Source organism: Sphingomonas sp. TZW2008, from assembly GCF_002117915.1.
Classification (GTDB): Bacteria; Pseudomonadota; Alphaproteobacteria; order Sphingomonadales; family Sphingomonadaceae; genus Sphingomonas.
The window spans coordinates 193,825-220,510 of the sequence record NZ_BDJB01000014.1 but is presented as its reverse complement, the minus strand read 5'-3'; the positions used below and the strand labels follow the sequence as shown (position 1 = coordinate 220,510).

General features: G+C 67.9%; 25 protein-coding genes. 20 read left to right on the top strand and 5 right to left on the bottom strand.

Translation table 11 applies throughout. From position 1 onward, the window contains the following. Positions 1-37: 37 nt before the first annotated feature. From otsB to B7L05_RS15335, 4 genes are read left to right on the top strand one after another with little or no spacing between them, the layout of a single operon-like run. Complete coding sequence (otsB, locus tag B7L05_RS15350) at positions 38-769, top strand: trehalose-phosphatase (protein WP_085811142.1); 732 nt, start codon at positions 38-40, stop codon at positions 767-769. Continuing rightward, positions 766-2,562 (top strand): glycoside hydrolase family 15 protein, encoded by a 1,797-nt coding sequence (locus tag B7L05_RS15345; protein ID WP_085811141.1) that lies wholly within the window; start codon positions 766-768, stop codon positions 2,560-2,562. The genes otsB and B7L05_RS15345 overlap by 4 nt, the downstream gene beginning before the upstream one ends. After that, the gene (locus tag B7L05_RS15340; RefSeq protein WP_085811198.1) at positions 2,559-3,947 is read left to right on the top strand and encodes a trehalose-6-phosphate synthase; all 1,389 of its coding nucleotides are present in this window, start codon (positions 2,559-2,561) and stop codon (positions 3,945-3,947) included. Before B7L05_RS15345 ends, B7L05_RS15340 begins: the two co-directional genes overlap by 4 nt. Beyond that, positions 3,944-6,019, top strand: a complete 2,076-nt coding sequence (locus B7L05_RS15335) for a TonB-dependent receptor domain-containing protein (RefSeq protein WP_085811140.1) — start codon at positions 3,944-3,946, stop codon at positions 6,017-6,019. Before B7L05_RS15340 ends, B7L05_RS15335 begins: the two co-directional genes overlap by 4 nt. On the opposite strand, the gene B7L05_RS15330 is transcribed toward B7L05_RS15335, so the two are convergent. Continuing rightward, positions 6,002-6,586 (bottom strand): TetR/AcrR family transcriptional regulator, encoded by a 585-nt coding sequence (locus tag B7L05_RS15330; RefSeq protein ID WP_179187239.1) that lies wholly within the window; start codon positions 6,584-6,586, stop codon positions 6,002-6,004. The genes B7L05_RS15335 and B7L05_RS15330 overlap by 18 nt on opposite strands. 164 nt (positions 6,587-6,750) lie before the next feature. On the opposite strand from B7L05_RS15330, the gene B7L05_RS15325 reads away from it, so the two are divergent. From B7L05_RS15325 to B7L05_RS15295, 7 genes are all read left to right on the top strand, one after another. Then, positions 6,751-7,941: an efflux RND transporter periplasmic adaptor subunit gene (locus B7L05_RS15325; protein ID WP_085811138.1), complete on the top strand. Its 1,191-nt coding sequence runs from the start codon at positions 6,751-6,753 to the stop codon at positions 7,939-7,941. 3 nt (positions 7,942-7,944) lie between these two features. Then, positions 7,945-11,151, top strand: coding sequence for an efflux RND transporter permease subunit (locus B7L05_RS15320; RefSeq protein WP_085811137.1), 3,207 nt, complete (start codon positions 7,945-7,947; stop codon positions 11,149-11,151). A 5-nt stretch (positions 11,152-11,156) separates the two neighbouring features. Continuing rightward, on the top strand, positions 11,157-12,722 hold the full coding sequence (locus B7L05_RS15315; protein WP_085811136.1) for an efflux transporter outer membrane subunit: 1,566 nt from the start codon (positions 11,157-11,159) through the stop codon (positions 12,720-12,722). Positions 12,723-12,781: 59 nt separating this feature from the next. After that, positions 12,782-13,036 carry a hypothetical protein gene (locus B7L05_RS15310; protein WP_085811135.1) on the top strand — a complete coding sequence of 85 codons (255 nt, stop codon included), beginning with the start codon at positions 12,782-12,784 and terminating at the stop codon, positions 13,034-13,036. Positions 13,037-13,103: 67 nt separating this feature from the next. Then, positions 13,104-13,883 (top strand): metallophosphoesterase, encoded by a 780-nt coding sequence (locus B7L05_RS15305; protein ID WP_085811197.1) that lies wholly within the window; start codon positions 13,104-13,106, stop codon positions 13,881-13,883. A 106-nt stretch (positions 13,884-13,989) separates the two neighbouring features. Further along, positions 13,990-15,387: a DUF1800 family protein gene (locus B7L05_RS15300; protein WP_144037321.1), complete on the top strand. Its 1,398-nt coding sequence runs from the start codon at positions 13,990-13,992 to the stop codon at positions 15,385-15,387. Positions 15,388-15,390: 3 nt separating this feature from the next. Then, positions 15,391-16,542, top strand: a complete 1,152-nt coding sequence (locus tag B7L05_RS15295; RefSeq protein ID WP_085811134.1) for a DUF1501 domain-containing protein — start codon at positions 15,391-15,393, stop codon at positions 16,540-16,542. Positions 16,543-16,584: 42 nt separating this feature from the next. Here the strand turns inward: B7L05_RS15295 and B7L05_RS15290 are convergent, their stop codons facing one another. Next, positions 16,585-16,860, bottom strand: a complete 276-nt coding sequence (locus B7L05_RS15290) for a hypothetical protein (protein ID WP_085811133.1) — start codon at positions 16,858-16,860, stop codon at positions 16,585-16,587. A 189-nt stretch (positions 16,861-17,049) separates the two neighbouring features. Here B7L05_RS15290 and argS point away from each other — a divergent pair, with 189 nt between their 5' ends. The 8 genes from argS to tatC all read left to right on the top strand — a co-directional run bounded on the left by argS (position 17,050) and on the right by tatC (position 23,359). Further along, positions 17,050-18,774: an arginine--tRNA ligase gene (argS, locus tag B7L05_RS15285; protein WP_085811132.1), complete on the top strand. Its 1,725-nt coding sequence runs from the start codon at positions 17,050-17,052 to the stop codon at positions 18,772-18,774. 5 nt (positions 18,775-18,779) lie between these two features. After that, a complete protein-coding gene (locus tag B7L05_RS15280) occupies positions 18,780-19,511 on the top strand; it encodes an SPOR domain-containing protein (protein ID WP_085811195.1) in 732 nt (243 codons plus the stop codon). A gap of 82 nt (positions 19,512-19,593) precedes the next feature. Further along, positions 19,594-20,601 carry a glycoside hydrolase family 3 N-terminal domain-containing protein gene (locus B7L05_RS15275; protein WP_085811131.1) on the top strand — a complete coding sequence of 336 codons (1,008 nt, stop codon included), beginning with the start codon at positions 19,594-19,596 and terminating at the stop codon, positions 20,599-20,601. Beyond that, positions 20,598-21,323, top strand: coding sequence for a ScpA family protein (locus tag B7L05_RS15270; RefSeq protein WP_085811130.1), 726 nt, complete (start codon positions 20,598-20,600; stop codon positions 21,321-21,323). The genes B7L05_RS15275 and B7L05_RS15270 overlap by 4 nt, the downstream gene beginning before the upstream one ends. Then, positions 21,320-21,889, top strand: a complete 570-nt coding sequence (gene scpB / locus B7L05_RS15265; protein ID WP_085811129.1) for an SMC-Scp complex subunit ScpB — start codon at positions 21,320-21,322, stop codon at positions 21,887-21,889. Before B7L05_RS15270 ends, scpB begins: the two co-directional genes overlap by 4 nt. 26 nt (positions 21,890-21,915) lie before the next feature. Continuing rightward, the gene (locus tag B7L05_RS15260) at positions 21,916-22,158 is read left to right on the top strand and encodes a twin-arginine translocase TatA/TatE family subunit (RefSeq protein ID WP_085811128.1); all 243 of its coding nucleotides are present in this window, start codon (positions 21,916-21,918) and stop codon (positions 22,156-22,158) included. Between the two features lie 29 nt (positions 22,159-22,187). Beyond that, positions 22,188-22,592: a Sec-independent protein translocase protein TatB gene (gene tatB / locus B7L05_RS15255; protein WP_085811127.1), complete on the top strand. Its 405-nt coding sequence runs from the start codon at positions 22,188-22,190 to the stop codon at positions 22,590-22,592. Further along, the gene (gene tatC, locus B7L05_RS15250) at positions 22,589-23,359 is read left to right on the top strand and encodes a twin-arginine translocase subunit TatC (protein ID WP_085811126.1); all 771 of its coding nucleotides are present in this window, start codon (positions 22,589-22,591) and stop codon (positions 23,357-23,359) included. Before tatB ends, tatC begins: the two co-directional genes overlap by 4 nt. A gap of 60 nt (positions 23,360-23,419) precedes the next feature. Here the strand turns inward: tatC and B7L05_RS15245 are convergent, their stop codons facing one another. The 3 genes from B7L05_RS15245 to B7L05_RS17530 form a co-directional block, all read right to left on the bottom strand. Next, the gene (locus tag B7L05_RS15245; RefSeq protein WP_085811125.1) at positions 23,420-23,554 is read right to left on the bottom strand and encodes an entericidin A/B family lipoprotein; all 135 of its coding nucleotides are present in this window, start codon (positions 23,552-23,554) and stop codon (positions 23,420-23,422) included. Positions 23,555-23,836: 282 nt separating this feature from the next. Next, positions 23,837-25,423: a sensor histidine kinase gene (locus tag B7L05_RS15240; protein WP_085811124.1), complete on the bottom strand. Its 1,587-nt coding sequence runs from the start codon at positions 25,421-25,423 to the stop codon at positions 23,837-23,839. Positions 25,424-25,433: 10 nt separating this feature from the next. Further along, complete coding sequence (locus B7L05_RS17530) at positions 25,434-25,565, bottom strand: NepR family anti-sigma factor (RefSeq protein WP_256926783.1); 132 nt, start codon at positions 25,563-25,565, stop codon at positions 25,434-25,436. A gap of 279 nt (positions 25,566-25,844) precedes the next feature. Here B7L05_RS17530 and B7L05_RS15235 point away from each other — a divergent pair, with 279 nt between their 5' ends. Further along, on the top strand, positions 25,845-26,642 hold the full coding sequence (locus B7L05_RS15235; RefSeq protein ID WP_085811123.1) for a response regulator: 798 nt from the start codon (positions 25,845-25,847) through the stop codon (positions 26,640-26,642). The last annotated feature ends 44 nt before the right edge of the window (positions 26,643-26,686 follow it).

Sequence of the window (26,686 nt, the reverse complement as noted above, 5' to 3'; positions counted from 1 at the left end):
GCTGGTGCGGCGGCGCGATCAAGGTAGAGGAAGCGTCATGTCGCTCCCGCCGCCGCCGCCGCTCGACCCCGCCCGTGACGCGCTACTGCTCGATTTCGACGGGACGCTCGTCGAGCTCGTCGATCGACCCGACGCGGTCGTGCTCGATGATCGCCTGACGGCGCTGCTGATGCGGCTTGCGGGAACCTTTGCCGGCCGTATCGCCTTGGTCAGCGGTCGATCGGTGGCGCAGCTCGACGGTTTTCTGGCGGGCCGAGTGCCGGATCTGGCGCTCGTCGGCAGTCACGGTGCCGAGCTGCGCATCGGCGGCCGGGCGATCGCGCCGGAGCGGCCGGCGGCGCTGGTCGCGGCCGAACGGGCGGCACGCGCCGCATTCGAAGGGGAGGGCGGTATCGTGATCGAGGTTAAGTCGCTTGGCATGGCGATCCACTATCGCATGGCGCCCGAGCGGGCCGCAGCGGCGCGCGCCGTTGCTGAACGCTTCGCCGGGCAGGATGGCCTGATGCTGCAGGAGGGCAAGATGATGGTCGAACTGCGCGCCGGCGGGCACGACAAGGGCAGCGGCATCGCCGCGCTCCTGACGCAACCGCCGTTCAGCGGTGCGGTGCCGATCTTCGCGGGGGACGATGTCACCGACGAGGCCGGTTTCGTCGCGGCGTCCGCGCACGGCGGTGCGGGCGTTCTAGTCGGGGCTGCTCGCACCACGGCCGCGCGCCATCGCCTGGTGGATGTGGCAGCGGTGCATCGGTGGCTGGAGCAGGCAGCATGACGGCTACGCTCGATCTGTGGCCGATCGGCAATTGCCAGGTTTCCGCACTGGTCGATCGCGCCGGCCGTTTCGTGTGGGGCTGTACCCCGCGCGTCGACGGCGATCCCGCCTTCTGCTCGCTGCTCGACGACAAGCCGCCGGCGGGCGAGAATGCGTTCGGCTTCTGGGAGATCGACATCGACCAGTTGGCGTCGACCACGCAATCCTATCGCCGCAACACGCCGATCCTCGTCACCCGGCACGAGGACGTGCACGGCAACGCGATCGAGGTGATCGACTTCTGCCCGCGCTTCAAGCGCAGCGGGCGAATGTATCGCCCGGTCGCCTTCGTGCGCATCGTGCGCCCCGTTGCGGGCAGCCCGCGCATCCGCGTCCGCCTGCGCCCGGCGGTGCAATGGGGGTCGCGCGGGGCGGCGACGACGCGCGGGTCTAATCATATCCGCTATCTGCTCGACGACAGCGTGATGCGCCTCTCCACCACCGCACCGGTCGGCTGGATCGAGGATGAGCGGCTGTTTCGCGTCGAGCGGCCGCTGCACTTCTTTCTCGGGCCCGACGAGAGCTTCTCGGACGATATCGCCGCCGCGCTCGAAACGATGCACGATCGCACCTGCGACGAATGGCGCCACTGGGTGCGCGGCCTTGCCACGCCCTATGAATGGCAGGAGGCGGTGATCCGCTCGGCGATCACGCTGAAGCTCTGCCAGCACGAAGAGACGGGCGCGATCGTCGCCGCGCTCACCACCTCTATCCCCGAACATGCCGGATCGCAGCGCAACTGGGACTACCGCTACTGCTGGGTGCGCGACGCCTATTATACCGTGCAGGCGCTCAACCGGCTCGGCGCGCTCGACGTGCTTGAGGGCTATCTCGAATACTTACGCAACATCGTCGATAATGCGACGGGCGGGCACATCCAGCCGCTCTACGGTGTCGGCGGCGAGGCGACGCTGGTCGAGCGCGAGGCGCCCGCACTCAGCGGGTATCGCGGCATGGGGCCGGTGCGCGTCGGCAACCAGGCGTATGAGCAGATCCAGCACGACGCCTACGGCCAGATCGTCCTGTCGAACGCGCAGGCCTTCTTCGATCATCGCCTGCTGCGCGTCGCGGGGATCGACGATTTCAAGGCGCTGGAACCGATTGGCGACCGCGCATGGGAGAAATACGATCAGTCCGACGCGGGCCTCTGGGAATTGCGCACCAAGAGCCACGTCCACACCTATTCGGCGGCGATGTGCTGGGCAGCGTGCGATCGGCTGTCGAACGCGGCCGACGCGCTTGGGCTTGCCGACCGCGCAGCGTTCTGGCGCGATCGCGCCGATCGCATGCGCGCGCGGATCGAGGCGGCGTCATGGCGCCCCGAGACGCAGCGCATCTCGGCAACCTTCGGCGGCGACGATCTCGACGCGAGCCTGCTGCAACTGCTCGATCTGCGCTTCCTGTCGCCCGACGACCCGCGCTTCCGCCGCACGCTCGACGCGGTCGAGGGCGGGCTGCGGCGCGGCTCGCACATGCTGCGTTACGCGACCGAGGACGACTTCGGCCTGCCGCACACCGCGTTCAACGTGTGTACCTTCTGGCTGATCGAGGCGCTGCACTTCACCGGGCGCGATGCCGACGCCCGCGCGTTGTTCGAGGAGATGCTGGCGCGCTGCACGCCGGCGGGGTTGCTGTCCGAAGATATCGATCCGGTCAGCGGCGAATTGTGGGGCAATTACCCGCAGACCTACTCGCTCGTCGGCGTCATCAATTGCGCGGTGCTGCTGAGCAAGCCGTGGAGCGCGATACGGTGAGCCGGCTGATCGTCATCTCGAACCGCGTTTCCGCGCCGACGGCGGAGCAGCCGACCGCGCAGGGCGGGCTCGCGGTGGCGCTCACCGCCGCGCTGCGCGAAGCGGACGGCATCTGGTTCGGCTGGTCAGGCGCGACCGGCGAGACCGGCGAACTCGCGTTCAAGACCTACGACGGCGTCACCTCGGCGACGATTGATCTGCCCGAGCAGGACGTCGAAGAATATTACGACGGTTACGCTAATCGCACGCTCTGGCCGCTGTTCCACTATCGTCTCGGACTGACCGAGTTCGAGCGCGATTTCCAGGGCGGGTACGAACGCGTCAACCGGCTGTTCGCGGATGTCATCAGCCCGCATGTCGAGCCGGACGATCTCGTCTGGGTGCATGATTACCACATGATCCCGCTCGGTTGGCTGCTGCGTCAGCAGGGGCTGCGCAACCGCCTCGGCTTCTTTCTCCACATTCCCTGGCCGCCGACGCGCCTGCTCACCGCCCTGCCTGAGCATCGCCGGTTGGTCGAAGCGCTGTTCGCCTATGACGTCGTCGGCTTTCAGACCGCCGAATGGCTCGAGACGTTCCACGACTATGTCGTGCGCGAGATGGGCGGCTCGATCGGACCGGACGATCTCGTCACCGTCGGCGGCCGCACGATCCGCGCGATCGCCTGCCCGATCGGGATCGACGCCAAGGAGTTCATCGCCAGCGCGACCAGCGCCGAGGCGACGCGCACGCATGATCGTATGGTCGACAGCATCGACGGGCGCCGGCTCATCGTCGGGGTCGACCGGCTCGACTATTCCAAAGGGTTGGAGGAGCGGTTCAACGGCTATCAGCGCTTCCTCGAAACCCGGCCCGACGCGCGTAACAAGGTGTCGATGCTTCAGGTGGCGCCGCCGTCGCGCGCGAGCGTGCAGAGCTACGTCGACATTCGTGCCGCGCTCGACGCCGCTTCCGGGCGGATCAACGGCGCGCACGCCGAAATAGATTGGGTGCCGCTGCGCTACGTCAATCGGGGGCTGCCGCGCAGCGTGCTCGCGGGTGTGTATCGCGCGGCCAAGATCGGGCTCGTCACGCCGCTGCGCGACGGCATGAATCTAGTCGCGAAGGAGTTCGTCGCCGCGCAGGATCCCGAGGATCCGGGCGTGCTGATCCTGTCGCGCTTCGCCGGTGCCGCGGCGCAGCTCGATCGTGCGCTGCTGATCAATCCCTACAGCCCCGACGAAATGGCCGATGCGATCGAGCAGGCGCTCGCCATGTCGCGCGAGGAGCGGATCGCACGCTGGCGGCCGATGTTCGAGAACGTGCGGCAGGAGGACGTGATCTGGTGGCGCAAGCGGTTCACCGCCGTTCTCGCGGCGGTCGCGCTGCACGAGGCGGAGGCGTGAGTAGCGCGCCGCACCGCGCCGCGCTCGGCGCCCTGTTGCTTCCGTTTCCGGCGCTTGCCGCGCCCGCTGCGGCGCAGCTTGCCGCGCCCGACATCGTTGTCACCGGCCGCGGTCTTGCCGAGCGGGCCGGCGATCGCACGGCGGACGTGGTCACGATCGACGCTGCGCAGATCGCGGCCAACGCCAGCGGTCGGCTCGAGAGTGTCCTCGCCGACGTGGCGGGCTTGCAGCAATTTCGTCGCGCCGATTCGCGATCCGCCAATCCGACCAGCCAGGGCATCTCGCTGCGGGGCATCGGCGGTAACGCGTCGAGCCGCGCGCTGCTAGTGCTCGACGGCGTGCCGCAGGCGGACCCCTTCGGTGGCTGGGTGCCGTTCCCCGCCTATGCCACCGATCGTATCGGGCGCATCCGCGTAACGCGGGGCGGGGGCAGCGGCTATTTCGGGCCGGGCGCGCTTGCCGGCACGGTAGAGCTCGACAGTGCCGATCCTCGCGATCACACACCTTTGCTCGGCAGCGTCGCCTATGGCAGCCGCGATTCGCTCGACGCGCGCGCGTCGGCCGCGCTCGTCGCAGGCGCCGGTTTCGCCACTGCTTCCGCTGCCTACGCGCGCGGCGACGGCTTCACACCGGTGATCGCCGCACAGCGCGGCCCCGCCGATCGCCCGGCGGCGTACGAGCAGGCGTCGGCGGCGCTGCGCGGCGTCATCCGCGTTGCTGACGTGACCGAGCTGCAGGCCAATGTCAGCGCCTTCACCGATACGCGCGACCGCGGCACCGCCTTCACCCGCAACCGCAGCGAGGGGGCGGACGCCAGCCTGCGCCTCGTCGGACGTGGCAGCTGGGGCTTCTCCGCGCTCGCCTACGTCCAGGCGCGCGCTTTTGCCTCGCAATTCGCTAGCGTGTCCGCCGGGCGCGTCGCCGCCACGCAAACGCTGGACCAGTACAATACTCCGGCGACTGGACTCGGTGCCCGCGTTGAACTGGTGCCGCCGGTCGGTGCTGGGCGGGAACTGCGCATCGGCGCCGACGTGCGCGACGTCAGCGGACGGACGCAGGAGAATTACACCTATGTCGCCGGCGCGCCGACGCGGCGACGGCTGGCGGGCGGGAGCAGCCGGACGGCGGGCCTCTTCGCCGATGCCAGCGTCGAGACGGGCGGCGTCACGCTGACGCTGGGCGGGCGGGTCGATCGCTGGCGGATCGTCGACGGTGCACTCGACGAATATACGCTGGCGACGGGCGCTCCGCTGACCGACCTGTCCTTTCCGTCGCGCCGCGGCACCGAATGGACCGGGCGAGTGGGCATCGCCTATGCTCCCATAGGGGCAATCACGCTACGGGCGAGCGGCTATCGCGGGTGGCGGCTGCCGACGCTGAACGAACTCTATCGCCCGTTCCGCGTGGGAGCAGACGCGACGGCGGCCAACGCCGCGCTCGATCCCGAGCGACTGTGGGGTGTCGACGGCGGCGTCACGATCACGCCGGCGCTGAACCTCTCGCTCGGCGCGACGCTGTTCTGGAACCGGCTCGACAACGCGATCGCCAACGTCACCGCCGGGCGCGGCGCGGGCACCTTCCCTGGCGTTGGATTCGTCGCGGCGGGGGGCGTCTATCGCGTGCGGCGCAATCTCGACGCCATCCGCTCGCGCGGGATCGAGATCGATGCGCGGTGGCAATCGGGGCCGATCTTCGCGCTCGCCTCGTGGAGCCACGTCGATCCGCGCGTGCGCGCGTCGGGCGCCGCCGCACCACTTGACGGGCTGCGGCCGGCGCAGACGCCGCGCGATCAGGTGTCGGCGACGCTCGGTTGGCGCCGCGACGCGCTGTCCGCCTCGGCCACGCTGCGCCACGTCGCGCGCCAGTTCGAGGACGATCAGAATACGCGCAGCCTCGCGCCGGCGACGACGCTCGACACCTATCTGGCGCTGCCATTGACGCAGGCGATCGCCGTCGAGGCGCGGGCCGAGAACCTCTTTGACGAGCGTGTCGAAGCGGGGATCAGCGGTGCCGATATCATCGAGCGGGCAACCCCGCGCACGATCTGGCTCGGCTTACGCTTGCGCGGCTGACGCGTCTTCGGTTGCCTCATCGCGCAAGCGATCGATCGCGGCGTTGATGCATCCAATCAGCGCCTCGATCACGTCGTTCGACAGATGCCCCTGCTCAGTCACGCGGCGCTGGAACACCCCCATCGCAATCGTCTGGATCATTTCGGCGACGCAGGCGAAGCGTTCGGGCGATACCGACGAGGGAACGAGCAGGCGCAGCGCCGCCGCGAGTTCGCGCCCCATGCTGTCGTGCACATCGCGCACGATCTCGCCGATCCGCGCGTTGCGCGAAGCCTCCGCCATGATCTCGGCGATCAGCCGGCCGCCTTCTGGATTCTCGCATGCGACGAACCGCGCGATCCACGCGCGCACCGCGTCGGTATCGCCACTCGCGCCCGCCGCGCACAGCCCCTGTTCGGACAGGAAATCTTCCAGGTCGCGCGCCACGATCACGGCGACGATCGCCTCCTTGTTGGCGAAATCGCGATAGATCTGGCCGACCCGGATCCCGGACGCGTCTGCAATCTGCGCGATGCCGGTCGCGTGGAATCCGTTGGCAGCAAAGGCTTCGCGCGCAACCTGGATCAATTTCTCGCGTCGGGCGTTGGCCCGGTCAGCGCGCGCGCTTGGCAGGGTACAACAGTCTTCGATGATTGCTCTCCAATGAACGCGCCTGCTTGACGCTTATTGCACTTCGCAGTAGCAGCAAATAAGTGAGTGAACGATCGCTCACGATAATCACAGAGAATCGAATGTCATTCAAGAGGGTCGCGCTCACGGCGCTGCTGCTGGCCTCCGTTGCCGCGTGCGGGAAGAACGAGCAAGCACAGCAGGCGCCGGCGGGGCCGCCGCAGGTCGGGTTCGTCGCGGTGCAGCCGCAGGCGGTGACGCTGACGACGACGTTGCCCGGTCGCACGATGCCCTATGAGACGTCCGAGGTTCGCCCGCAGGTCAACGGGCTGATCATCGAGCGGCTGTTCCGCGAGGGCGATCAGGTGAGCCGCGGCCAGGCGCTTTACCGCATCGATCCGCAACCCTATGTCACCGCGGTGGCGAGTGCGCGCGCCTCGCTGGCGCGTGCGCGGGCCGCGATCGCGTCGAGCGCGGCGCTGCAACGGCGCTACGGCGAACTGGTCAAGATCAACGCGATCGCACGCCAGGAATATGAGAATTCGATCACCTCGGCGCAGCAGGCGCAGGCGGACGTCGCCGCACAGCAGGCGGCGCTGCGTTCGGCGCAGATCGATCTTGGCCGCACGACGATCCGCGCGCCGATCTCCGGCCGCATCGGGCGGGCCGAGGCGACCACCGGCGCGCTGGTGACGGCGGGGCAGACCAACGCGCTCACCACGATCCAGCGGCTCGATCCAATCTACGTCGACGTGCCGCAATCGAGCGCGGACCTGTTGCGGCTGCGCCAGCAGATTACCGCCGGCGCTCTGTCGCGCGGCGGCAATGCCGCGCGCGTGCGGCTGCGCTTGGAGGACAATTCGATCTATCCGATCGAGGGAACGCTGCAGTTCACCGACGTCAGCGTCGATCCGGCAACGGGCACGCAGGCGATCCGCGCGATCTTCCAGAACCCGCGCGGCCTGCTGCTGCCGGGGATGTACGTGCGCGCCGAACTTGTCGAGGGAACGCAGGGCGACGCCTTGCTGGTCCCGCAGCGCGCGGTGAGCCGCGACGAACAGGGCCGCGCGACGACGATGGTGGTCGGGCGCGGCAACAAGGTGGAGCCGCGCGTGCTCTCCACCTCTCGCACGATCGGCGACAACTGGCTCGTCACCGCGGGGCTGAAGCCCGGCGACCGCGTGATCGTCGAGGGTGGCGGCGGCATGCTGCGGCCTGGCATGGCGGTGCAGCCGAGCCCTTGGAACCCCAATGCGAAGCCCGCGGCGGGAGCCCCGGGCGCCGGGCCGCAGGGCGCGCAGGCGAAGCAATAAGCCATGGCACGCTATTTCATCGATCGACCCATCTTCGCATGGGTGATCGCGATCGTCCTGATGCTGGCGGGCGGCCTCGCCATCCGCTCGCTGCCAGTCGCGCAGTTCCCGGAAATCGCGCCGCCCGCGGTGACGATCAGCGCGATCTATCCCGGTGCCGACGCGGAGACGCTCGAGCGCACCACGACGCAGATCATCGAGCAGCAGCTGCGCGGCATCGACAATCTGCGCTACTTCTCCTCCTCCTCCTCGTCGTCGGGCAATCTCACGATCACGCTGACGTTCGAGCAGGGCACCGATCCCGACATCGCGCAGGTCCAGGTGCAGAACAAGCTTCAGGCCGCGACACCGCTGCTGCCGCAGGAAGTGCAGCAGCAGGGGCTGCAGGTGCAGAAGTCCGCCGCGAGCTTCCTGGTCGTCGTCGGCCTTTATTCCACCGACGGGTCGCACAGCGGCACCGACCTTGCCGACATGGTCGTCTCGCGGTTGCAGGACCCGGTCAGCCGCGTGACAGGCGTCGGCGAGCTGCAGGTGTTCGGCTCGCAATATGCGATGCGTATCTGGGTCGATCCGCTCAAGCTCAACAGCTACCAGCTGACGATCGCGGACGTGACGGCGGCGGTGCAGGCGCAGAACGCGCAGGTTTCCGCCGGCCAGATTGGCGCCCAGCCCGCGCCCAAGGAGCAGATGCTCAACGCGACGGTATCGGTGCAGTCGCGCCTGCAGACGCCCGAGGAGTTCGGCGCGATCCGGCTCAAGACGTCGCAGCAGGGTGCGGTCGTCCGCCTTTCGGACGTCGCGCGGGTCGAGCTCGGCGCGGAAAATTACGGCTTCGACGCCAAGTACAACGGCAAGCCCGCCGCCGGCTTCGGCGTGCGCCTTGCCGCCGGGGCCAACGCGCTCGATACGGTCGAGGCGGTGAAATCGCGCACCGCGGAGATCGCGCGCGGCTTCCCGGCGGACGTCAAGGTCGTCTATCCGTACGATACCACGCCGTTCGTCCGCCTGTCGGTCGAGCAGGTGATCCACACGCTGGTCGAGGCGGTGGTGCTCGTTTTCCTCGTCATGTTCCTGTTCCTGCAGAACTGGCGCGCGACGATCATCCCGACGATCGCGGTGCCCGTCGTTCTGCTCGGCACGTTCGGCGTGATGGCGCTCGCAGGCTATTCGATCAACACGCTGACGCTGTTCGGCATGGTGCTGGCGATCGGCCTGCTCGTAGACGACGCGATCGTCGTGGTGGAGAACGTCGAGCGGCTGATCGTCGACGAGGGGCTCAGCCCCAAGGACGCGGCGCGCAAGTCGATGGACGAGATTTCAGGCGCGCTGATCGGCATCGGGCTCGTGCTGTCGGCGGTATTCCTGCCGATGGCGTTCTTCGGCGGCTCGACCGGCGTGATCTATCGCCAGTTTTCGATCACGATCGTCTCGGCGATGGTGCTGTCGGTATTGGTCGCGCTGATCCTGACGCCGGCCCTGTGCGCGACGATCCTGAAGCGCCACGACAAGACCAAGCCCGAAGGCAACGGCATCTTCGCGCGCTTCTTCCGCTGGTTCAACCGTACCTTCGAGAAGGGGACGGCGAAGTACGAGAAGGGCGTGAAGCGTACGGCGCGGAGCTGGAAGCGCTCAATGCTGGTCTACGTCCTGATCGTTGGCGGCATGGTGCTGCTCTTTGCACGACTGCCGAGTGCGTTCCTGCCCGACGAGGATCAGGGCACGGTGATCGCGCTCGTGCAGGGGCCAGCGGGCGCCACATCGGCGCGAACCGATAAGGGGCTCGACCTCATCCGCAGTCACTTTCTGGCCGAGCCGGGCGTCCAGTCGGTCTTTACGATCAACGGCTTCAGCTTCGCCGGGCAGGGGCAGAACGCCGGTCTCGCCTTCGTCAGCCTCAAGCCGTGGGAGGATCGCGAGGGCGTCGAGAATAAGGCGCAGACGATCGCCGGCCGGGCGATGGGCGTCTTCTCGCAGTACAAGGACGGCATGATCTTCGCGCTGGTGCCGCCGGCAGTACAGGAGCTCGGCAACGCGACGGGCTTCGACGTGCAGCTCGTCGACACCGCGGGCATCGGGCACGAGAAGCTGGTCCAGGCGCGCAACATGCTGCTCGGGATGGCGAGCCAGGACAAGCGCGTCGCGCAGGTTCGCCCGCTCAGCCTGGAGGACGCGCCGCAGCTCAAGATCGATGTCGATCAGGACAAGGCACGCGCGCTCGGGCTCGATCTCGGCGTCGTCAATTCGACCATCGCCACAGCCTGGGGCGGATCGTACGTCAACGACTTCATCGATCGCGGCCGTGTAAAGCGCGTGTATGTGCAGGCCGATCAGCCTTACCGGTTGCGTCCGGAGGATCTCGCCTCCTTCTATGTCCGCGGCGACGCGGGGCAAATGGTGCCGTTCACCGGCTTCTCGACGATCGAATGGGCCAACGCGCCGGTACAGCTCACGCGCTACAACGGCCAGCCCGCGATGCAGCTGCAGGGGTCGCCAGGCCAGGGGCTCAGCACCGGCGCGGCGATGGAGGCGATCGAGGAGATGCATGCCAAGCTGCCGCCGGGCACGCAGCTCGAATGGACCGGCCTCTCCTATGAGGAGCGCCTGTCGGGCGGACAGGCACCAGCGCTCTACGCACTGTCGCTGCTGATCGTCTTCCTGTGCCTCGCTGCGCTGTACGAGAGCTGGTCGGTGCCGATCTCGGTGCTGCTGGTGGTGCCGCTGGGTGTCATCGGGGCGCTGCTCGCCGCGATGCTGACCGGCCTCAACAACGACATCTACCTCCAGGTCGGCCTCATCACCACGATCGGCGTGTCGGCGAAGAATGCGATCCTGATCGTCGAATTCGCGGAGGAGCGGATCGCGGAAGGCATGCGCCCGTTCGACGCGGCGGTGGAGGCGGCGAAGCTTCGCCTGCGCCCGATCTTGATGACCAGCCTTGCCTTTATCTTCGGCGTGCTGCCGCTTGCGATCTCCACCGGTGCTGGCGCCGGCGGGCAGAATGCGATCGGACGCGCGGTGGTGGGCGGCATGCTGTCGGCGACGGTGCTCGCGATCTTCCTCGTGCCGATGTTCTTCGTCGTGATCTCGCGGCTGTTCGGCCACGGCAAGCATGACGACGACGACGGCAAGGATGTGACCGTCAACAATTACGAACCGCTGCGCGACCGCGGCCGCGACGACGACCGCGGCCCCGCGCCGCAGGGAGCTTGACTGCCATGACCCGTCGCCCTCTCCTGATCGCGCTGGCCGCCGCCACCGCGCTGTCCGGCTGCAACCTCGCGCCGAAGTACGAGCGGCCGGGCGGCGCCGTGCCCCCCGCGCTGCCCGAAGGCGGCGTCTATCCGCGCGCAGCCACCGACGCCCCCGACGTCACGCAGATCGGCTGGCGCGATTTCTTCCTTGATCCGCGGCTGCGGCAGGTGATCGAGACCACGCTCGCTAACAACCGTGATCTGCGCATCGCCGCGGGCAACGTGCTCCAGGCGCGGGCGCAATATCGTGTGCAACGCGCCGATCTGGTGCCCACGACGACGCTGTCGGGATCCGCTACCTATACCAACAACGCCTTCGGCGCGGCCGGTGGGGCGGGCGGCGGAGCCGGCGCGGGCGGTGTCGGCGGTGGTACCGGGACGGGCACCGGCACTGGTACAGGTACCGGCGGCGGTAATGGCGGCGTTGGCGGCGGGGTAGGTGGTGGTGCCGGCGGTGGCACGGGGGTCGGTGCGGGCGCCGGGATCGGCTCGTCGTCGTCGAACCTCGAATTCTACTCGGTCAATGCCGGCTTCTCGGCGTTCGAGCTCGACTTGTTCGGCCGCGTCAGCAACCTTTCGCGCGCGGCGCAGGAACAATATTTCGCCTCGGAGGAGGCGCAGCGCGCAGCGCGCATCAGCCTCATCTCCGAAGTCGCCACCGCGTGGCTGACGATGGCAGCCGACCAGGAGCTGCTCCGTCTTAGTCGCGAGACGCTGAAGACGTTCGAGCAATCGCTCAACCTGACGCGCGCGCAATTCCGCATCGGCGTCGCGTCCGAGCTCGAGGCACGGCAGGCGGAAACCAACTACCAAGCGGCGCGCAACGATATCGCGACGCTGCAGACACGCGTCGCGCAGGATCAGAACGCGCTCAACCTGTTGGCGGGCACCACCGTCCCCGCCGATCAGCTGCCCGCGACGCTCGGCGCCCAGCCGGTGACGCGCGATGCGCTGCCCGGCAACCTCTCATCCGACGTGCTGCTGCGGCGCCCCGACGTGCTGCAGGCGGAGCATCAGCTGATCGCGGAGAACGCCAATATCGGCGCTGCGCGCGCGGCGTTCTTCCCGTCGATCTCGCTCACCGCGACGATCGGCACGATCTCTACCGCGCTGTCGGGATTGTTCGGCGGCGGCAGCTTCACCTACACCGGCGCGCCGGCCATCGGACTGCCGCTGTTCGACGGCGGCCGCCGGGCGGGCAACCTCGACTATGCCCGCGCGTCACAGCAGGTCGCCGTCGCTACCTACGAACGCGCGATCCAGACGGCGTTCCGCGAAGTGGCGGATTCGCTCGCGCAGCGCGGCACTATCGGCGAGCAGGTGTCAGCGCAGACTGCGCGGGCGGAAGCGGCGCGCGTCGCCGCGCGGCTGTCAGACGCGCGTTATCGCGCCGGCGTCGATTCGTTTCTCGTCGCGCTCGATGCGCAGCGGGTCGCCTATGCCGCGCAGCAGCAGCTCGTCACCACGCGCCAGGCACGCGCCACCAACCTCATCCAACTCTACACCAGGCTTGGCGGCGGGCTGAACTGAGCTGCTTGCACGGCGGAACGAATCGACTACTCTCTCGTCCTATAAATAGGAGAGAGCCGATGCTGACTGAAGGCAGCGCGAGCGATGAGGCCGTCGTCATCCTGCAGAGCCTGTTGTGCCTGCTGCGAGAAAAGAACGTGCTCACCCGCGCCGATATCGAAACATTGTGCGAGCGCGTCGCGATGCGCGCGACGCAGGCGGAGCGCGATCCGCTGCCCTGCTGCAGCGAGGCAGCGCGCGCCGCGGCGGACGAGATGGCGCGGATCGGTGGCTATATTGGGCGGACCTACGGCGGGAAGCATCGCCGGGGTTGAGCGCCGCCGATAGCGGCAACGACGATTGCCGGCGAACCAATGCGCTGGCACGGCGTTCGCCATGTCGATGAAGCTTTTCCACGTTAGCGATGTGCACTTCGGTGCCGAGGATCCTGCTGCGCTCGCCTGGTTCGAGCGGTGCGTTGCCGACGAACGCCCTGATGCAGTGATCATGACCGGCGACCTAACGATGCGCGCCCGACCGAGCGAGTTCGATGCCGGTGGCAAGTGGCTGCGCTCGCTCGGCGTTCCGGTCACGATCGAGGTCGGCAACCATGACATTCCCTATTATTGGGATCCGCTGCGTCGCCTGTTCAGCCCGTATAAGCGATACGGCGCCGCTGAGCGGCTGATCGAGAAGCCGCTCGATCTGCCCGGTGTCTCGATCATCCCCCTTAAGACCACGGCGCGAGCGCAGTGGCGGTGGAACTGGTCCAAGGGCAACGTCAGCGACGGCGCGTTGAAAAAGACGCTGGCGCTCGTCGCGCAGGTGCCCAAGGGCAATCTCGTCTTCGTTGCGGGCCATCATCCGCTGATCGAGGGCCCGACGAAGGGCACCGCCAAGACGCGCAACGGCGACGTCGCGCTCGCTGCGCTCGCCGATGCCGGTGCGCACGCCGTGCTGTCCGGCCACGTTCACGATCCGTTCGACGTGCCCTATCATCGCCGCGACTGGACGGTGCGCCTGATCGGAGCTGGCACGCTGTCGAAGCGGACGCGTCAGTCGCCGCCCGCGTTCAACGAGATCCACATCATCGGCAATCGCTTCGAGACGCTCGCTCGCACGCTGTCGTCCGAGCCGAAGCACCCGATCAGTGAAACCGCCGATTCGGGCGTCACGCCCTGATCTGATCCCGTCAGCGCATCGAGCCGTCGCGCCGCACATCCGTTCAGCCGAGGTTGGCACAATCGTGCGACAATTTTCGGCGATCAGTGCTGCGAAGGAGGGCGGGATGAACGAGCGATCGATCGCGCTGAACCGCTTCGGGCTCGGGGCATCGGCAAGGCGAACCGGCGACGAAGCGGGTCGCGACTGGCTGACGCGCCAGATCAGTGCCTACGATCCATGGCCGGCGGCGCTCGCTTCGACGACGAGCAGCGCCGCGATCCTGCGCGATATCGGCGAGTTGCAGACGATCTACCGCGACGTCCGGCAGGACAAGCGCGCAGCGGATGCCAATGGCACGTCGTCACCCAACGAGGCCGCACTGCTCATGCGGCGCGACGCCCGCGGCGTGCTGCGCCGCCACTATAACGACGCGGTCGACGCGCGGATCGTCGCCGCGCTGACCACCCCGACGCCGTTCGCCGAGCGGCTGGTGCACTTCTGGGCCAATCACTTCGCGATCTCGGTGGACAAGATCAACGTCGTGCCGCTCGCCGGGGCGTTCGAGTTCGAGGCAATCCGCCCACACGTGATGGGGCGTTTCGGCGATTTGCTGAAAGCCGCCGAAACGCACCCGGCGATGCTGCTGTACCTCGACCAGTTCCGGTCGCTCGGCCCGAACAGCCCGGTGGCACAGCGGCAGGCCGGGGCTGGGCGGCAGCGCGGCCTGAACGAGAACCTCGCACGCGAAATCCTCGAACTGCATACGCTCGGCGCGCGCAGCGGCTACACGCAGGCCGATGTCACCGAGCTTGCGCGCGCGCTGACCGGCTGGACGGTCCCCGGTATTCGCGCGATGGACGATGCCGACGGTGCGGCCTTCCAGTCGCAGCGCCACGAACCAGGGGTGCGGACGCTGCTCGGCAAGCGCTATGCGCAGGACGGCGCGGCGCAGGTCGACGCGATCCTCGCCGATCTGGCGGTTCATCCGGCGACGGCGCGTCACCTTGCCACGAAGCTCGCGGTGCACTTCGCGGGCGATACGCCGCCCGCGACTATGGTCGCGCGGCTCGAAACGGCGTTCATCGGCTCGAGCGGTGATCTGCCTACGGTCTATCGCGCGATCATCGACTCGCCCGAAGCGTGGGTGCCGCAGCCGCTCAAGTTCCGCACGCCGTGGGAATGGTCGATCGCCGCTATACGCGCGCTCGGCACGACGACGATCGCGCCCGGCTCGGGCAGCGGCCTTCAGGCACAGCTCGGGCAACAGGTGTGGAAGCCCGGGCAGCCCAACGGGTTCGACGATGCGGCCGCGACTTGGGCGGGGCCGGATGCGCTGATGCGCCGCGTCGAGGCGGCGGAGCGGCTCGCGCAGCGCGCCGGGCCAGTCGATGCCCGCGCGCTCGCTCAGTCGCTGTTCCCCGACGCGCTCACCGCCCCCACCGCGGCGGCGTTTCAACGCGCCGACAGCCCGGGCCAGGCGCTCGCGCTGCTGCTCGTCGCGCCCGAAATGTTGCGGAGGTAGACGATGCTTGACCGTCGTTCGTTCTTGATTCGCGGCGCGCTGGGAACGCTCGTGGCCGGGTTCGCGCCGCGCATGGCGTTCGCGCGCGCCGCGACCGATCGCCGCTTCGTGTTCATCATCCAGCGCGGCGCCGCGGACGGGCTAGGGACGATCATGCCGGTCGGCGATCCGGCCTTTCCCGCGGTGCGCGCGCCCTTCCTTGCCGAGGCGGCGCAAGGCATGAAGCTCGATGCCACCTTCGCTCTTCATCCGGCGCTCGCGAACGCCGCGGCGCTCTATCGCCAGCAACGCGCGCTGTTCGTCCACGCCGTCGCCTCGCCCTATCGCGACCGGTCGCACTTCGACGGTCAGAATGTGCTTGAGACGGGCGGGGCGCAGGCGTTCCAAGCGAAGGACGGGTGGCTCAACCGGCTGCTCGGGCTGTTGCCGCAGGACGGCGCGCGCGCGATCGCGGTATCGGCGACGGTGCCCGCCGCGCTGCGCGGCGCGCGGGAGGTCGCGAGCTACGCACCGTCGCTGCTGCCCGACGCGTCGGAGGATCTGCTGCAGCGCGTGACGGCACTGTACCAAGGAGACGCGCAGCTCCACGGCCTGTGGGCGGAAGCACTCGAAACGCGGCAGCTGGCGGGCGACCTGGCGCAGGACAACGGGCGCAACGCCGCCGCGACGGGGACGCTCGCGGCGCGGTTGCTGATTCCTGCGGACGGCGCGCGCGTTGCGATGATCGAGACGGGGGGATGGGACACGCACAGCGCGCAGAAGGGGCGGCTGGCGGCGCAGCTGACGGGCCTCGACGCGATGATCGCGGCGCTGCAAACGGGGCTCGGCGCAGTGTGGAGCGAAACGCTGGTGCTCGTCGCGACCGAGTTCGGCCGCACCGTCGCGCTCAACGGCACCGGTGGTACCGATCACGGCACCGGCGCGGCGGCGATGCTTCTCGGCGGCGGGGTTAAGGGCGGGCGCGTGCTGGGCGACTGGCCCGGCCTCGCGCCGAACGCGCTCTACGAGGGGCGCGATCTGCGCCCGACGACGCGGCTCGATGACATGATTGCGGGCGCGGTGGCCGAGCATTTTGCGCTCGATCCAGCGCGCACGGCAGCGACGCTGTTCCCGCTCGTAGGCCAGCGTACGCCGCTGGCGGGGCTGGTCGCCTGAGGATCGAAGGGGCAGCTCGGGTGAGCTGCCCCTTCCAATGGATCAGTTGGCGGTGAGCACCGTCACCGCGCCGCTCTGCGGCGCGCGGAACGACACCGGCGTGCCACCGACGTTGCCGGTCACTCGCTGACCCTTGTGAACGAGGCGGAAGCGCTCGCCGCCCATGCGGCGGCCAGTGATGATCGTAGCGCCGTCACGCGTTTCGGTTTCGTAGACGTAGGTGTTGCGGCCATGTTCGAAGGTCGTCCGGTCCTGCGCCTGCGCGGCAACGGGGGCGAGGACGGCGAGAGCGGCAGCGGCAGTGATCAGATTGCGCATCGGTAATTCCTCTGTTGGAACCCCGGCACCCCTCCCTTTCTTCGCTTATGCACAAGATATTTGCTGCGCTGCGGCATTGCGAACGCAAAAAGCGGTAGCCCAGATGCAATCGGTGCAATCATCGCAGGCGATTTGTCGCGGGGCGCACCATCGTCTATCGGCGCCGTTCCATCCCCACGATCGGTTGCCATGACGCTCTATTCCCGTTTCGCCGCGCACGTCGATGCGGCGCTCGACAGCCTCGTCGCCACTGGCGATCTCGATGCCGCGATCGACCGTCGCAACGTCACCGTCGAGCCGCCGCGCGACGCGAGCCATGGCGATCTTGCCACCAACGCGGCCATGGTGCTCGCCAAGGCAGCGAAGACCAATCCGCGCGCGCTTGCGGAGAAGATCGCCGACGCGCTTCGTCGGATCGACGAGGTCGCCACGGTTGAGATCGCGGGGCCGGGCTTCATCAACCTGCGCCTTAGCGACGACAGCTGGCGCGGCGAGCTTGCCGCGATCGCGGCGGCGGGCGACGACTACGGCCGTTCGACGCGTGGGCAGGGCACCGTCGTCAACGTCGAATACGTCTCCGCGAACCCTACCGGCCCGATGCACATGGGGCATTGCCGCGGCGCGGTGGTGGGCGATGCGCTCGCCAACCTGCTTGCGTTCGGCGGGCATCGCGTGATCCGCGAATATGTCATCAATGATGCCGGCAGCCAGGTGCAGACGCTCGCCCGGTCGGCGCATCTGCGCTACCGCGAGGCGCTGGGCGCGGCGATCGGCGATATCCCGGAAGGACTCTACCCCGGCGATTATCTCGTGCCCGTCGGCGCGGCGCTCGCCGCCGAGTTCGGCGGTCGCTACGTCGACGCGCCCGAGAGCGAATGGCTGGCGACGTTCCGCGTCTTCACCGTCGATGCGATGATGGCGCGGATCAAGGAAGATCTCGCGCTACTGGGCATCCATCACGACGTCTTCGCGTCCGAGGCCGAGTTGCAGGCGGCGGGCAAGCCCGAGGCGGCGGAGGCGTGGCTGCGGGCGCGCGATCTCGTCTACGACGGCGTGCTAGAGGCGCCCAAGGGCGAGACGCCCGAGGACTGGGAGCCGGTGCAACTGCCGCTGTTCCGTTCGACGCAATTCGGCGACGATCAGGATCGTCCGATCAAGAAGTCGACTGGCGAGTGGACCTATTTCGGCGCGGACCTCGCCTACCATTTCCAGAAGGCGCAATCGGCCGATGAACTGATCGACATCTGGGGCGCCGACCATGCGGGCACGGTGAAGCGAATCCAGGCAGCGGTCGCCGCGCTGACCGAGGGGAAGACGCGCTTCGACGTTAAGCTCGTCCAGATGGTGCGGCTGCTGCGCAACGGCGAGCCGGTGAAGATGTCGAAGCGCGCGGGCAATTTCGTCACGCTTGCGGACGTAGTGCGCGAGGTTGGCAAGGACGTCGTGCGCTTCACGATGCTGACGCGCCGTGCCGACGCGCAGATGGACTTCGATTTCGCCAAGGTGGTCGAGGCGTCGAAGGACAATCCGGTATTCTACGTCCAATATGCCCACGCGCGGATCGCCTCGCTCCGCCGCCGCGCGGCTGAGGCGAATATCGCCGTGGACGCGCCCGATTTGTCCCGGCTTGATACGGAGGAACTCGCGCTGGTGAAGCTTGCCGCGCAGTTCCCGCGGGTCGTCGAAACCGCTGCCACCGCACGCGAGCCGCATCGAATTGCCTTTTATCTGTACGACTTGGCTGCCGCATTCCATGCCTTGTGGAACGTCGGCAACGATCGTCCCGATCGCCGCTTCCTGCAAGTCGACGACCATGGCGCAACCGCCGCGCGTCTTTCCTTGGCGGACGGGATCGGGCAAATTATCCGCAACGGCCTCTCCATCATGGGCGTGGAGGCGGTTTCGGAGATGTGATGGCCATGGCGAGCGACGAAATCGATCTGAGGGACGAGGATCGTCTGCCGTGGCTCGAGACGGTCGAACCCGATGAGCCCGACAGCCCCGGCGTGCTGCGCGTCGTCGTGCTGGTGCTGCTTGGCCTCGCGCTGCTCGCCGCGATCGTCTTCGGCGTATTCAAGATGCAGAACCGCGCGCCCGATGGGCAGGGCGAGCTGATCGCGGCGCAGGAAGGCGACTATAAGATCAAGCCGGATGATCCCGGTGGCCTCAAGGTTGAGGGCGAGGGCGATTCGGCGATCGCCGCCAGCGCTGGTGCGAACGGCTCGGCCGCGATCGATTTGAAGGCCGTGCCCGAGGCGCCGATCACGGGGCGTCGTGTGCCCAATGCCGCGCCGTCGGTTGCTACGACCGCGGGCGCCGCGCGCACCAACGCCGAAGTCCCCGGCTCGGGCGGCCGGCTCACTGCGGCGGCGCCGATGACCGCGCCAAAGGGCCCCGTGCCCGGCGCCGCATCGGGCGGGTCGCTCGTCCAGCTCGGCGCGTTTCCGAGCGAGGCGGCGGCGAATGCGGCGTGGAGCGCGATTGCCAAGCGCTTCGGCTATGTTGCGACGCTCGGCAAGTCGGTCCAGCAGGCGGACGTCAACGGCCGCAAGGTCTTCCGCCTCAAGGTCAATGCCGGCAGCGCCGGTGCTGCTGCGGATATCTGCGGCCGGCTGGCGGTCGCGGGCGAGAAGTGTTTCGTCACTAGCTAATCGATAGCGTGGCGGACCGTCCAGCCGGCGGTTCGCGCACCCCGGGGGTGAAAATCGCGCAGCCTTGGGCTAATCCGCCGCGATGAAACCCGTCATCTTCGGTCTGTCTGGCCCGGTACTCACGGCGGACGAGCGCGCCTTCTTCGCCGAGGCGCGTCCCGCCGGCTATATCCTATTCAAGCGCAACGTCGTCGATCGGGCGCAGCTGCGCGCGCTCACCGATGCGTTGCGCGATCTCGAAGCGCGCGACGACGTCGCGATTCTCGTCGATCAAGAGGGCGGACGCGTCGCCCGGCTCGGCCCGCCGGAATGGCCGAGCTTTCCCGCCGGGCCGGCGTTCGACGCGTTGTACGAACGCGCGCCGATCTCCGCGATCGAGGCCGCACGCGCCAACGCCACGGCGCTGGGCCTGATGCTCGCCGAGGTCGGCATCACCGTCGATTGTCTGCCGCTACTCGACGTCGCACGGCCCGAGACGACCGAGGCGATCACCAGCCGGGCCTATGGCCACGAGCCGATGCGCGTCGCCGCGATGGGGCGCGCGACGCTCGAAGGGTTGGCCGCCGGCGGCGTCGTGGGCGTCGTCAAGCACATGCCGGGGCACGGCCGCGCGATCGTCGACACGCACCATCATCTGCCCACCGTCACTGCGACCGATGCCGAGCTCGAGGACGATATCGCCCCGTTCCGGGCGCTCGCCGGGGCGCCGATGGGAATGACGAGCCACATCGTCTTCGAGGCGTGGGATCGCGACCTTCCCGCAACGCTTTCACCTACGGTGATCGAGCAGGTGATACGCGGCCGGATCGGCTTCGATGGCCTGCTGATGACCGACGACATCGATATGAAGGCGCTGTCGGGCACGCCGGGCGAGAAGGCGGCGGCGTCGATCGCCGCGGGGTGCGACGTCGTGCTCGACTGCTGGGCGCGGATGGACGAGATGGTCGAGATCGCGGGGCGGCTGGGCGATATCACGCCGATCGGGCGCGCGCGGCTCGATCGCGCAATGGCCAGCGTCGCGGCGCCCGAAGGTGATTTCGCCGCGCTGATCGAGAAGCGCGACGCGCTACTCGCCCTGGCGGCGGTGTGACGGGCGAGCAGCTGACGCTCGACCTCGACGGGTGGGAAGGCCCGCTCGACCTGCTGCTCAACCTCGCGCGCGCGCAGAAGGTCGATCTGACGCGAATCTCGATCCTCGCGCTGGTCGAGCAATATCTCGGCTATGTCGAACGCGCGCGCACGTTGCAGCTCGAGCTCGCGGCCGATTATCTCGTCATGGCCGCCTGGCTCGCCTATTTAAAATCGGCGCTGCTGCTGCCGCGCGATCCGGTGGCGGATGCCGATCCCGAGGAACTCGCGCTTCGGCTGCAGCTACGGCTCGAGCGGCTCGCGGCAATGCGCGAGGCCGGGGCGCGGCTGATGGCGCGCGATCGGCTGGGCCGCGACGTGTTCAGGCGGGCGGCAGCCGAAGGTTTGCGGACGATCCGAACGCCGCGCTGGTCGGCGGAGATCTACGATCTGATCGCCGGCTACGGGCGTGTGAGCGCGCGAACGCGGCCGGTGATGCATGTCGTCCAGGATCGCGCGGTGATGACCCTCGACGCGGCGATCGCGCGCGTCGCCGCGATGGTCGGATCGCATGTTTCATGGACGGCGATCGAGCGCTTCCTGCCCGACGACGCCACCGGTGCGTTTCGGCGCTCGGCACTGGCGTCGAGCTTTCTCGCCGCGCTCGAACTCGCGCGCCAGGGTCGGGTCGAGCTGCAACAGGCGGCGCCGTTCGCGCCGCTCTACCTTCGCGCCCCCGCGTGACCCCGCTCGACGACACCGTGCGCGCGGTCGAGGCGCTGCTCTTCGCCGCCGCCGAGCCGATGACGGTCGACAGCATGCGCGCCTATGTCGCGGGTGACGTGCGTGCCGCGCTCGATCGGCTCGTGAGTGATTATGCCGGCCGCGGCATCAACCTCGTCCGGCGCGGCGAACGCTGGCACTTCCAGACTGCCGGCGATCTGGCGCATCTGCTGCGACGCGAGCGCGAGGAGGTACGCCGGCTGAGCCGCGCGGGGATCGAGACGCTGGCGATCATCGCCTATCACGAGCCCGTCACCCGCGCTGAGATTGAGGCGATCCGCGGGGTGCAGATTTCGAAAGGCACGCTCGACGTGCTGATGGAGGCGGGCTGGGTCCGTCCCGCCGGGCGCCGCGAGATCCCCGGTCGCCCGCTGACGTTCGCCACCACTCCAGCGTTTCTCGCACATTTCGGCCTGGAAACGCGCCGCGATCTGCCGGGCATCGACGATCTGCGTGCGGCGGGCCTGCTCGATCCCGTCGATCTCGCGGTGGAACGAGCAGTAGAAAAGGCCAACGAGGACGACTAGATGGACGGGACTTCAGGAGAATCCCCATGGGCAGCTTCAGCCTCCCGCATATCCTCATTCTCGCGATCGTCGCCATTCTGCTGCTTGGCGGCGGGCGCTTCTCCAGCATGATGGGCGACGTCGCGAAGGGCGTGAAGAGCTTCAAGAAGGGCATGTCCGAGGACGACGACGACGTTGCCGCAGGCAAGCCCGCGCAGCGGATCGAGGCGCAGCAGGCCGCCCGGCCGGCAGCCGAGACGGTGGTGCACGACGACAAGGTCGCGCGCTAATTCGAACGGCGCGGCGTCGCTGATCCGTCATGCTTGATTTCAACTTCTCCGAGATGGCGGTGGTCGCGCTCGTCGCGCTCATCGTGATTGGCCCGAAGGATTTGCCCAAGGCGCTTCGCGTCATCGGCTATTGGGTCGGCAAGGCGCGCGGTGTAGCGCGCCAGTTCCGCGCCGGTTTCGATGAAATGGTGCGCGAGGCGGAGCTTGCCGAGATGGAGAAGAAGTGGCAGGCGGAGAACGAGCGCATCATGCGCGAGCATCCTGCGCTGTCGCCATCGGCCGTCGCGCCCGCGCTTCCCGATGCCGATCCGGCGCCTGAGACGGACCAAACGCCGCATGACGATCACGCCGCGCCGGTGATGGTGGAGAAGCCTGTCGTGACGCCGGCCCAGCTTCCCGCCGAACCGCAGCCGCAGGACAAGGCCGCCTCGTGAGCGACGATCTCGACGACACGCGCGCGCCGCTCCTTGATCACCTCGTCGAGCTTCGCCGGCGGTTGCTATATTGTATCGCCGCGGTGATCGTCGCCTTCGCGGTCTGTTATTATTTCGCGCAGGACATCTTCTCGTTCCTGGTCCAGCCGCTGCTGGCGGCGGGGCAGAAGCGGCTGATCTACACACAGATCTTTGAGGCGTTCTTCGTCCAGGTGAAGGTCGCGTTCTTCGCCGCGATGATGATCGCCTTCCCGGTGATCGCCAATCAGCTGTGGCAGTTCGTCGCGCCGGGCCTGTACCGGAATGAGAAGCGCGCGCTCCTGCCCTTCCTGCTTGCAACGCCGGTCCTGTTCGTCGCGGGCGCGTCGATGGCGTATTTCATCGCCGTGCCGATGGCGCTCCATTTCCTACTCAGCTTTCAGGGCGACGTCGGCGGGATCAGTCAGGAAGCGCTGCCGGGGATCGGCAATTACCTGTCGTTCATCATGCAGTTCCTGTTCGGCTTCGGCATCGCCTTCCTGCTGCCGGTGCTGCTGATGCTGCTTGAACGCGGCGGGATCGTTACTCGGCGCCAGCTGGTCTCCGCACGGCGCTACGCAATCGTCGGCGCGTTCGCGATCGCTGCGGTGCTGACGCCGCCCGACGTCGGCTCGCAGCTGCTGCTCGCGATCCCGCTCTGTATCCTCTACGAGCTCGCGCTGATCGGTATCTGGTTCACCGAGCGCCGCCGCGCGCGCGAGACTGCCGAGGCCGTCGTCGGCGAATAAGCAAACGGCGGACGCTGCCCCAAGGCCGCGCCCGCCGTCGTCGGCAATCGATGGGAAAGGTTACTTCGCGCCGTTCGCCGTATCGGCAACGGTATCGCCGGCCGAGGATACGTCGCGGCCGACACCCTCGACGGTGTTGCAGGCCGACACCAGCAGCGCACCGGCCACCACGAACATCCCGATCATCTTCTTCATGTGAAATTCTCCTGAACACGGCGGAGCTGCCGACACGCAAATGCGTGGTCAGGCGGATCGTTCCGTCAACGTAAGAACAGCTCGCCGGAAAAGAATAAGGCCCGGAAGCGTCACCGGGGGGGGGGAGGGTTGACGCTTCCGGGCCTATGTCGTGGATAGCGAGAGCGGGGGGGCATAAAGTCGCTATCCGAAGAACAGAACGACGCTTAACCGCGGCGGTTCCGAGCTGTGATGTGTCCGCGCGAATTTTTTTCGCTACCTCCGGACTGGTGCGTCGACGGTTCAATCCTTGCCCGTGACCGCAACGCTGATCTCGTACGCCCCAGCGAGCGGATCGTGGTGCAGCGGTGCGCGCAGCTGGCGCGACAGGCCCTCGATCACGCGGCCGAACCGCGTCGACAGGCCATCGCGCAGCGCGGCACTCTCAATCAGCGCGCGGGATGAGACGCGCAGCGTTGCACGGTTTGGGTCCGCGCCCTCCTTCACCGATACGCGCAGCTGCGCGGCCGGGTCGCAAGTCAGCGCCAGCTCGATCATCTCGGTGACGAGGAACGCTACCGCCACCGCGACGTCCTGCGTCACCAGATACGGATCGATGTCAAGCTGGATGCGCAGCTGCGATCCCTCGGCGGCAGTGGCACGAATGTTGGAGGCGAGCTCGCCGAGCATCGGGCGCAGCTGCAACCCGCGGTTCTCCTCCATTTCGGCGAAGTGATTGCGGTGCACCACGGCCAGCGCATCGACGCGGCGCTGGATCGATGAATAGGCCTCGGTTGCCTCGGGCGTCTTCGAGCCGCGCGCGTGGAAGTTGATCAGGCTGGAGATCACCTGCAGGTTGTTCTTGACGCGGTGGTGCACTTCGCGCGTCAGCTTCGTCTGCCGCACCAACCCGTCGGCGAGCCCCGCCTCGTGGATCGCGACGGTACGGGTCAGCGCGCGGAACGTGTCGCCCAGCTCACGCAGCTCCTGTGCGGGCAGCGCCCGGATCATCGCGATGTCGGGTTCGTCGCCGGGGGTGAAAGCCGCGACGTGCGCGCGCAACTGGCGTAGCGGCCGGATCAGCAGGCGATCGACGACGAACCAGGCGATTCCGGCCGCCGCGACCCACATCACCAGCGGCAGCAGCAGCGCGATCACCAGCGGCGAGGTGATCGGCGCGGTGCGCACCTCCATCGCCAGCTTCAGCTCGCCGATCCCCAGATCGATCTGGTTACGCTCGCGCCGCTCGAACGCATTTTCCCGCTCCAGCTTGTGCAGCTCAAGCGCCTCGCCGTCGCGTATCAGCGTCGCCGAATAGGCCGGAGTGAAGCCGCTCGGCCGGCTCAACTCGGTCAGCAGGCCGGTCGGAAAATAGGCCGCGGCCGCGACCCGGCGCGATCGTCCGAGTACGCCGAGCAACAGGCCGCGCCCCGGCGCGATCTGCGCCGAGACGGCCGCGTCGCGCGCCATCCGCGCCGTATCGCGCGAACCGATGAACTCCGCTCCGCAGATCACGCGCCCGCTGCCGTTGAAGATCGCGAAGACCGCGCCGTTGCTCGCCTGCTGCGCGAACACGCCCTTCGCCCGTGCGCAGCTGGGCGTATCGTTGGGATCGTTTTCCAGCGCGTCCACCGCGACACGCAGCGCCGTCATGTCGCCGATCAGTTCGATCGCCAGCGCCCGGCTGCTCTCGGCGGAGGCGACGCGCAGCGCGGAGCGCGCCTCATTGTCGGCGATCTGGGTGATGCGCAGCGTCGCGAACAGCGCGATAACGGCGAGCGGCAGCAGCGCGATCGAGATGATCACCAGAAGTTTCGCGCCGGTCGGCCAGCGCATCATAAGCGAAGACGCCGTCGCGCCGACGCGCGAATCGTCCGCCGCCTTTGTCATCGCATCGTGTCTAGCCGAGCTTGCCGAGCAGTGAAATCATCTCGTCCGGCACATTCTCGTCGACGGTCTTTTGGTAGATCGAGCGCAGCGCCGCACCCATGTCGCGATCCTTGGACTGGACGGCGGCTTTCTTCGCTTTCACCCGCTTCTCTGGCGCTTCCCGTTCAGAACTCAACGCTAACCCCCTGAATCACCCAATGCGCCAAGACTGTGGCTCTCATGGCCGAATATGGGCCCATGAACCGATCCGCCAGGGCGTGCCAGCGACGGTGAAACCAAAAAGCGCTTCGATTGTTCCATGCCCGGCGATGAATACCATCATCGGGGGTCGGGTCGCCTGCGGGGGTCATCGACGGAGTTGATCAATCACGGCCGGCGGGCAGCTGTCGGGCCGATACTTTCAAGGGAGTCTTTCCGTCTCATGTCGCTTGGACAACAGCTCGCACCGCACCTGCCTTTTCTTCGTCGTTACGGCCGCGCGCTGACCGGCAGCCAGTCGCACGGCGACAAGTACGTTCGCGCGACGCTCGAGGCGATCGTGGCGGCGCCGGGCGAATTCCCGCGCGACGTCGATCCCCGGCTCGGGCTCTACCGGACGTTTCAGGCGATCTGGAATTCGACCAACGACGACGAGCAGGCGGACCCGGGCGAGGTCGACGATCAGGAAGCGGTTGCGCGCTCGCGGCTTGCGCGGATGACGCCGCTGTCGCGCCAGGCGCTGCTCCTCACCGCGATGGAAGGCTTCACTACCGAGGATGCGGCATACCTGATCGACGTGACGCCGTCCGAGGTAGAGGCGCTGGTCGCCGACGCACTTGCCGAGATCGAGAACCAGACGCGCGCCCGCGTGCTGATCATCGAGGATGAGCCGATCATCGCGATGGATATCGAGACGATCGTGCGCGATCTCGGCCATGAGGTGACCGGCGTCGCCGTCACCCGCGACGAGGCGGTGGCGCTAGCGATGGAGGATCGTCCCGGTCTCGTGCTCGCCGACATCCAGCTCGCCGACGATTCGTCGGGGATCGATGCGGTGAAGGACATTCTCGCCGAATTCCAGGTGCCGGTGATCTTCATCACGGCCTTCCCGGAGCGACTGCTGACCGGCGAGCGGCCGGAGCCGACCTTCCTCATCACCAAGCCGTTCCAGCGGTCCACCGTAAAGGCGGCGATCAGCCAGGCGCTGTTCTTCGACCAGTCGACCACGCCGAGCGCGTGATCAATCGATACGGAGCCAAAACGGTGTTGGGGGGTTGAGCGATT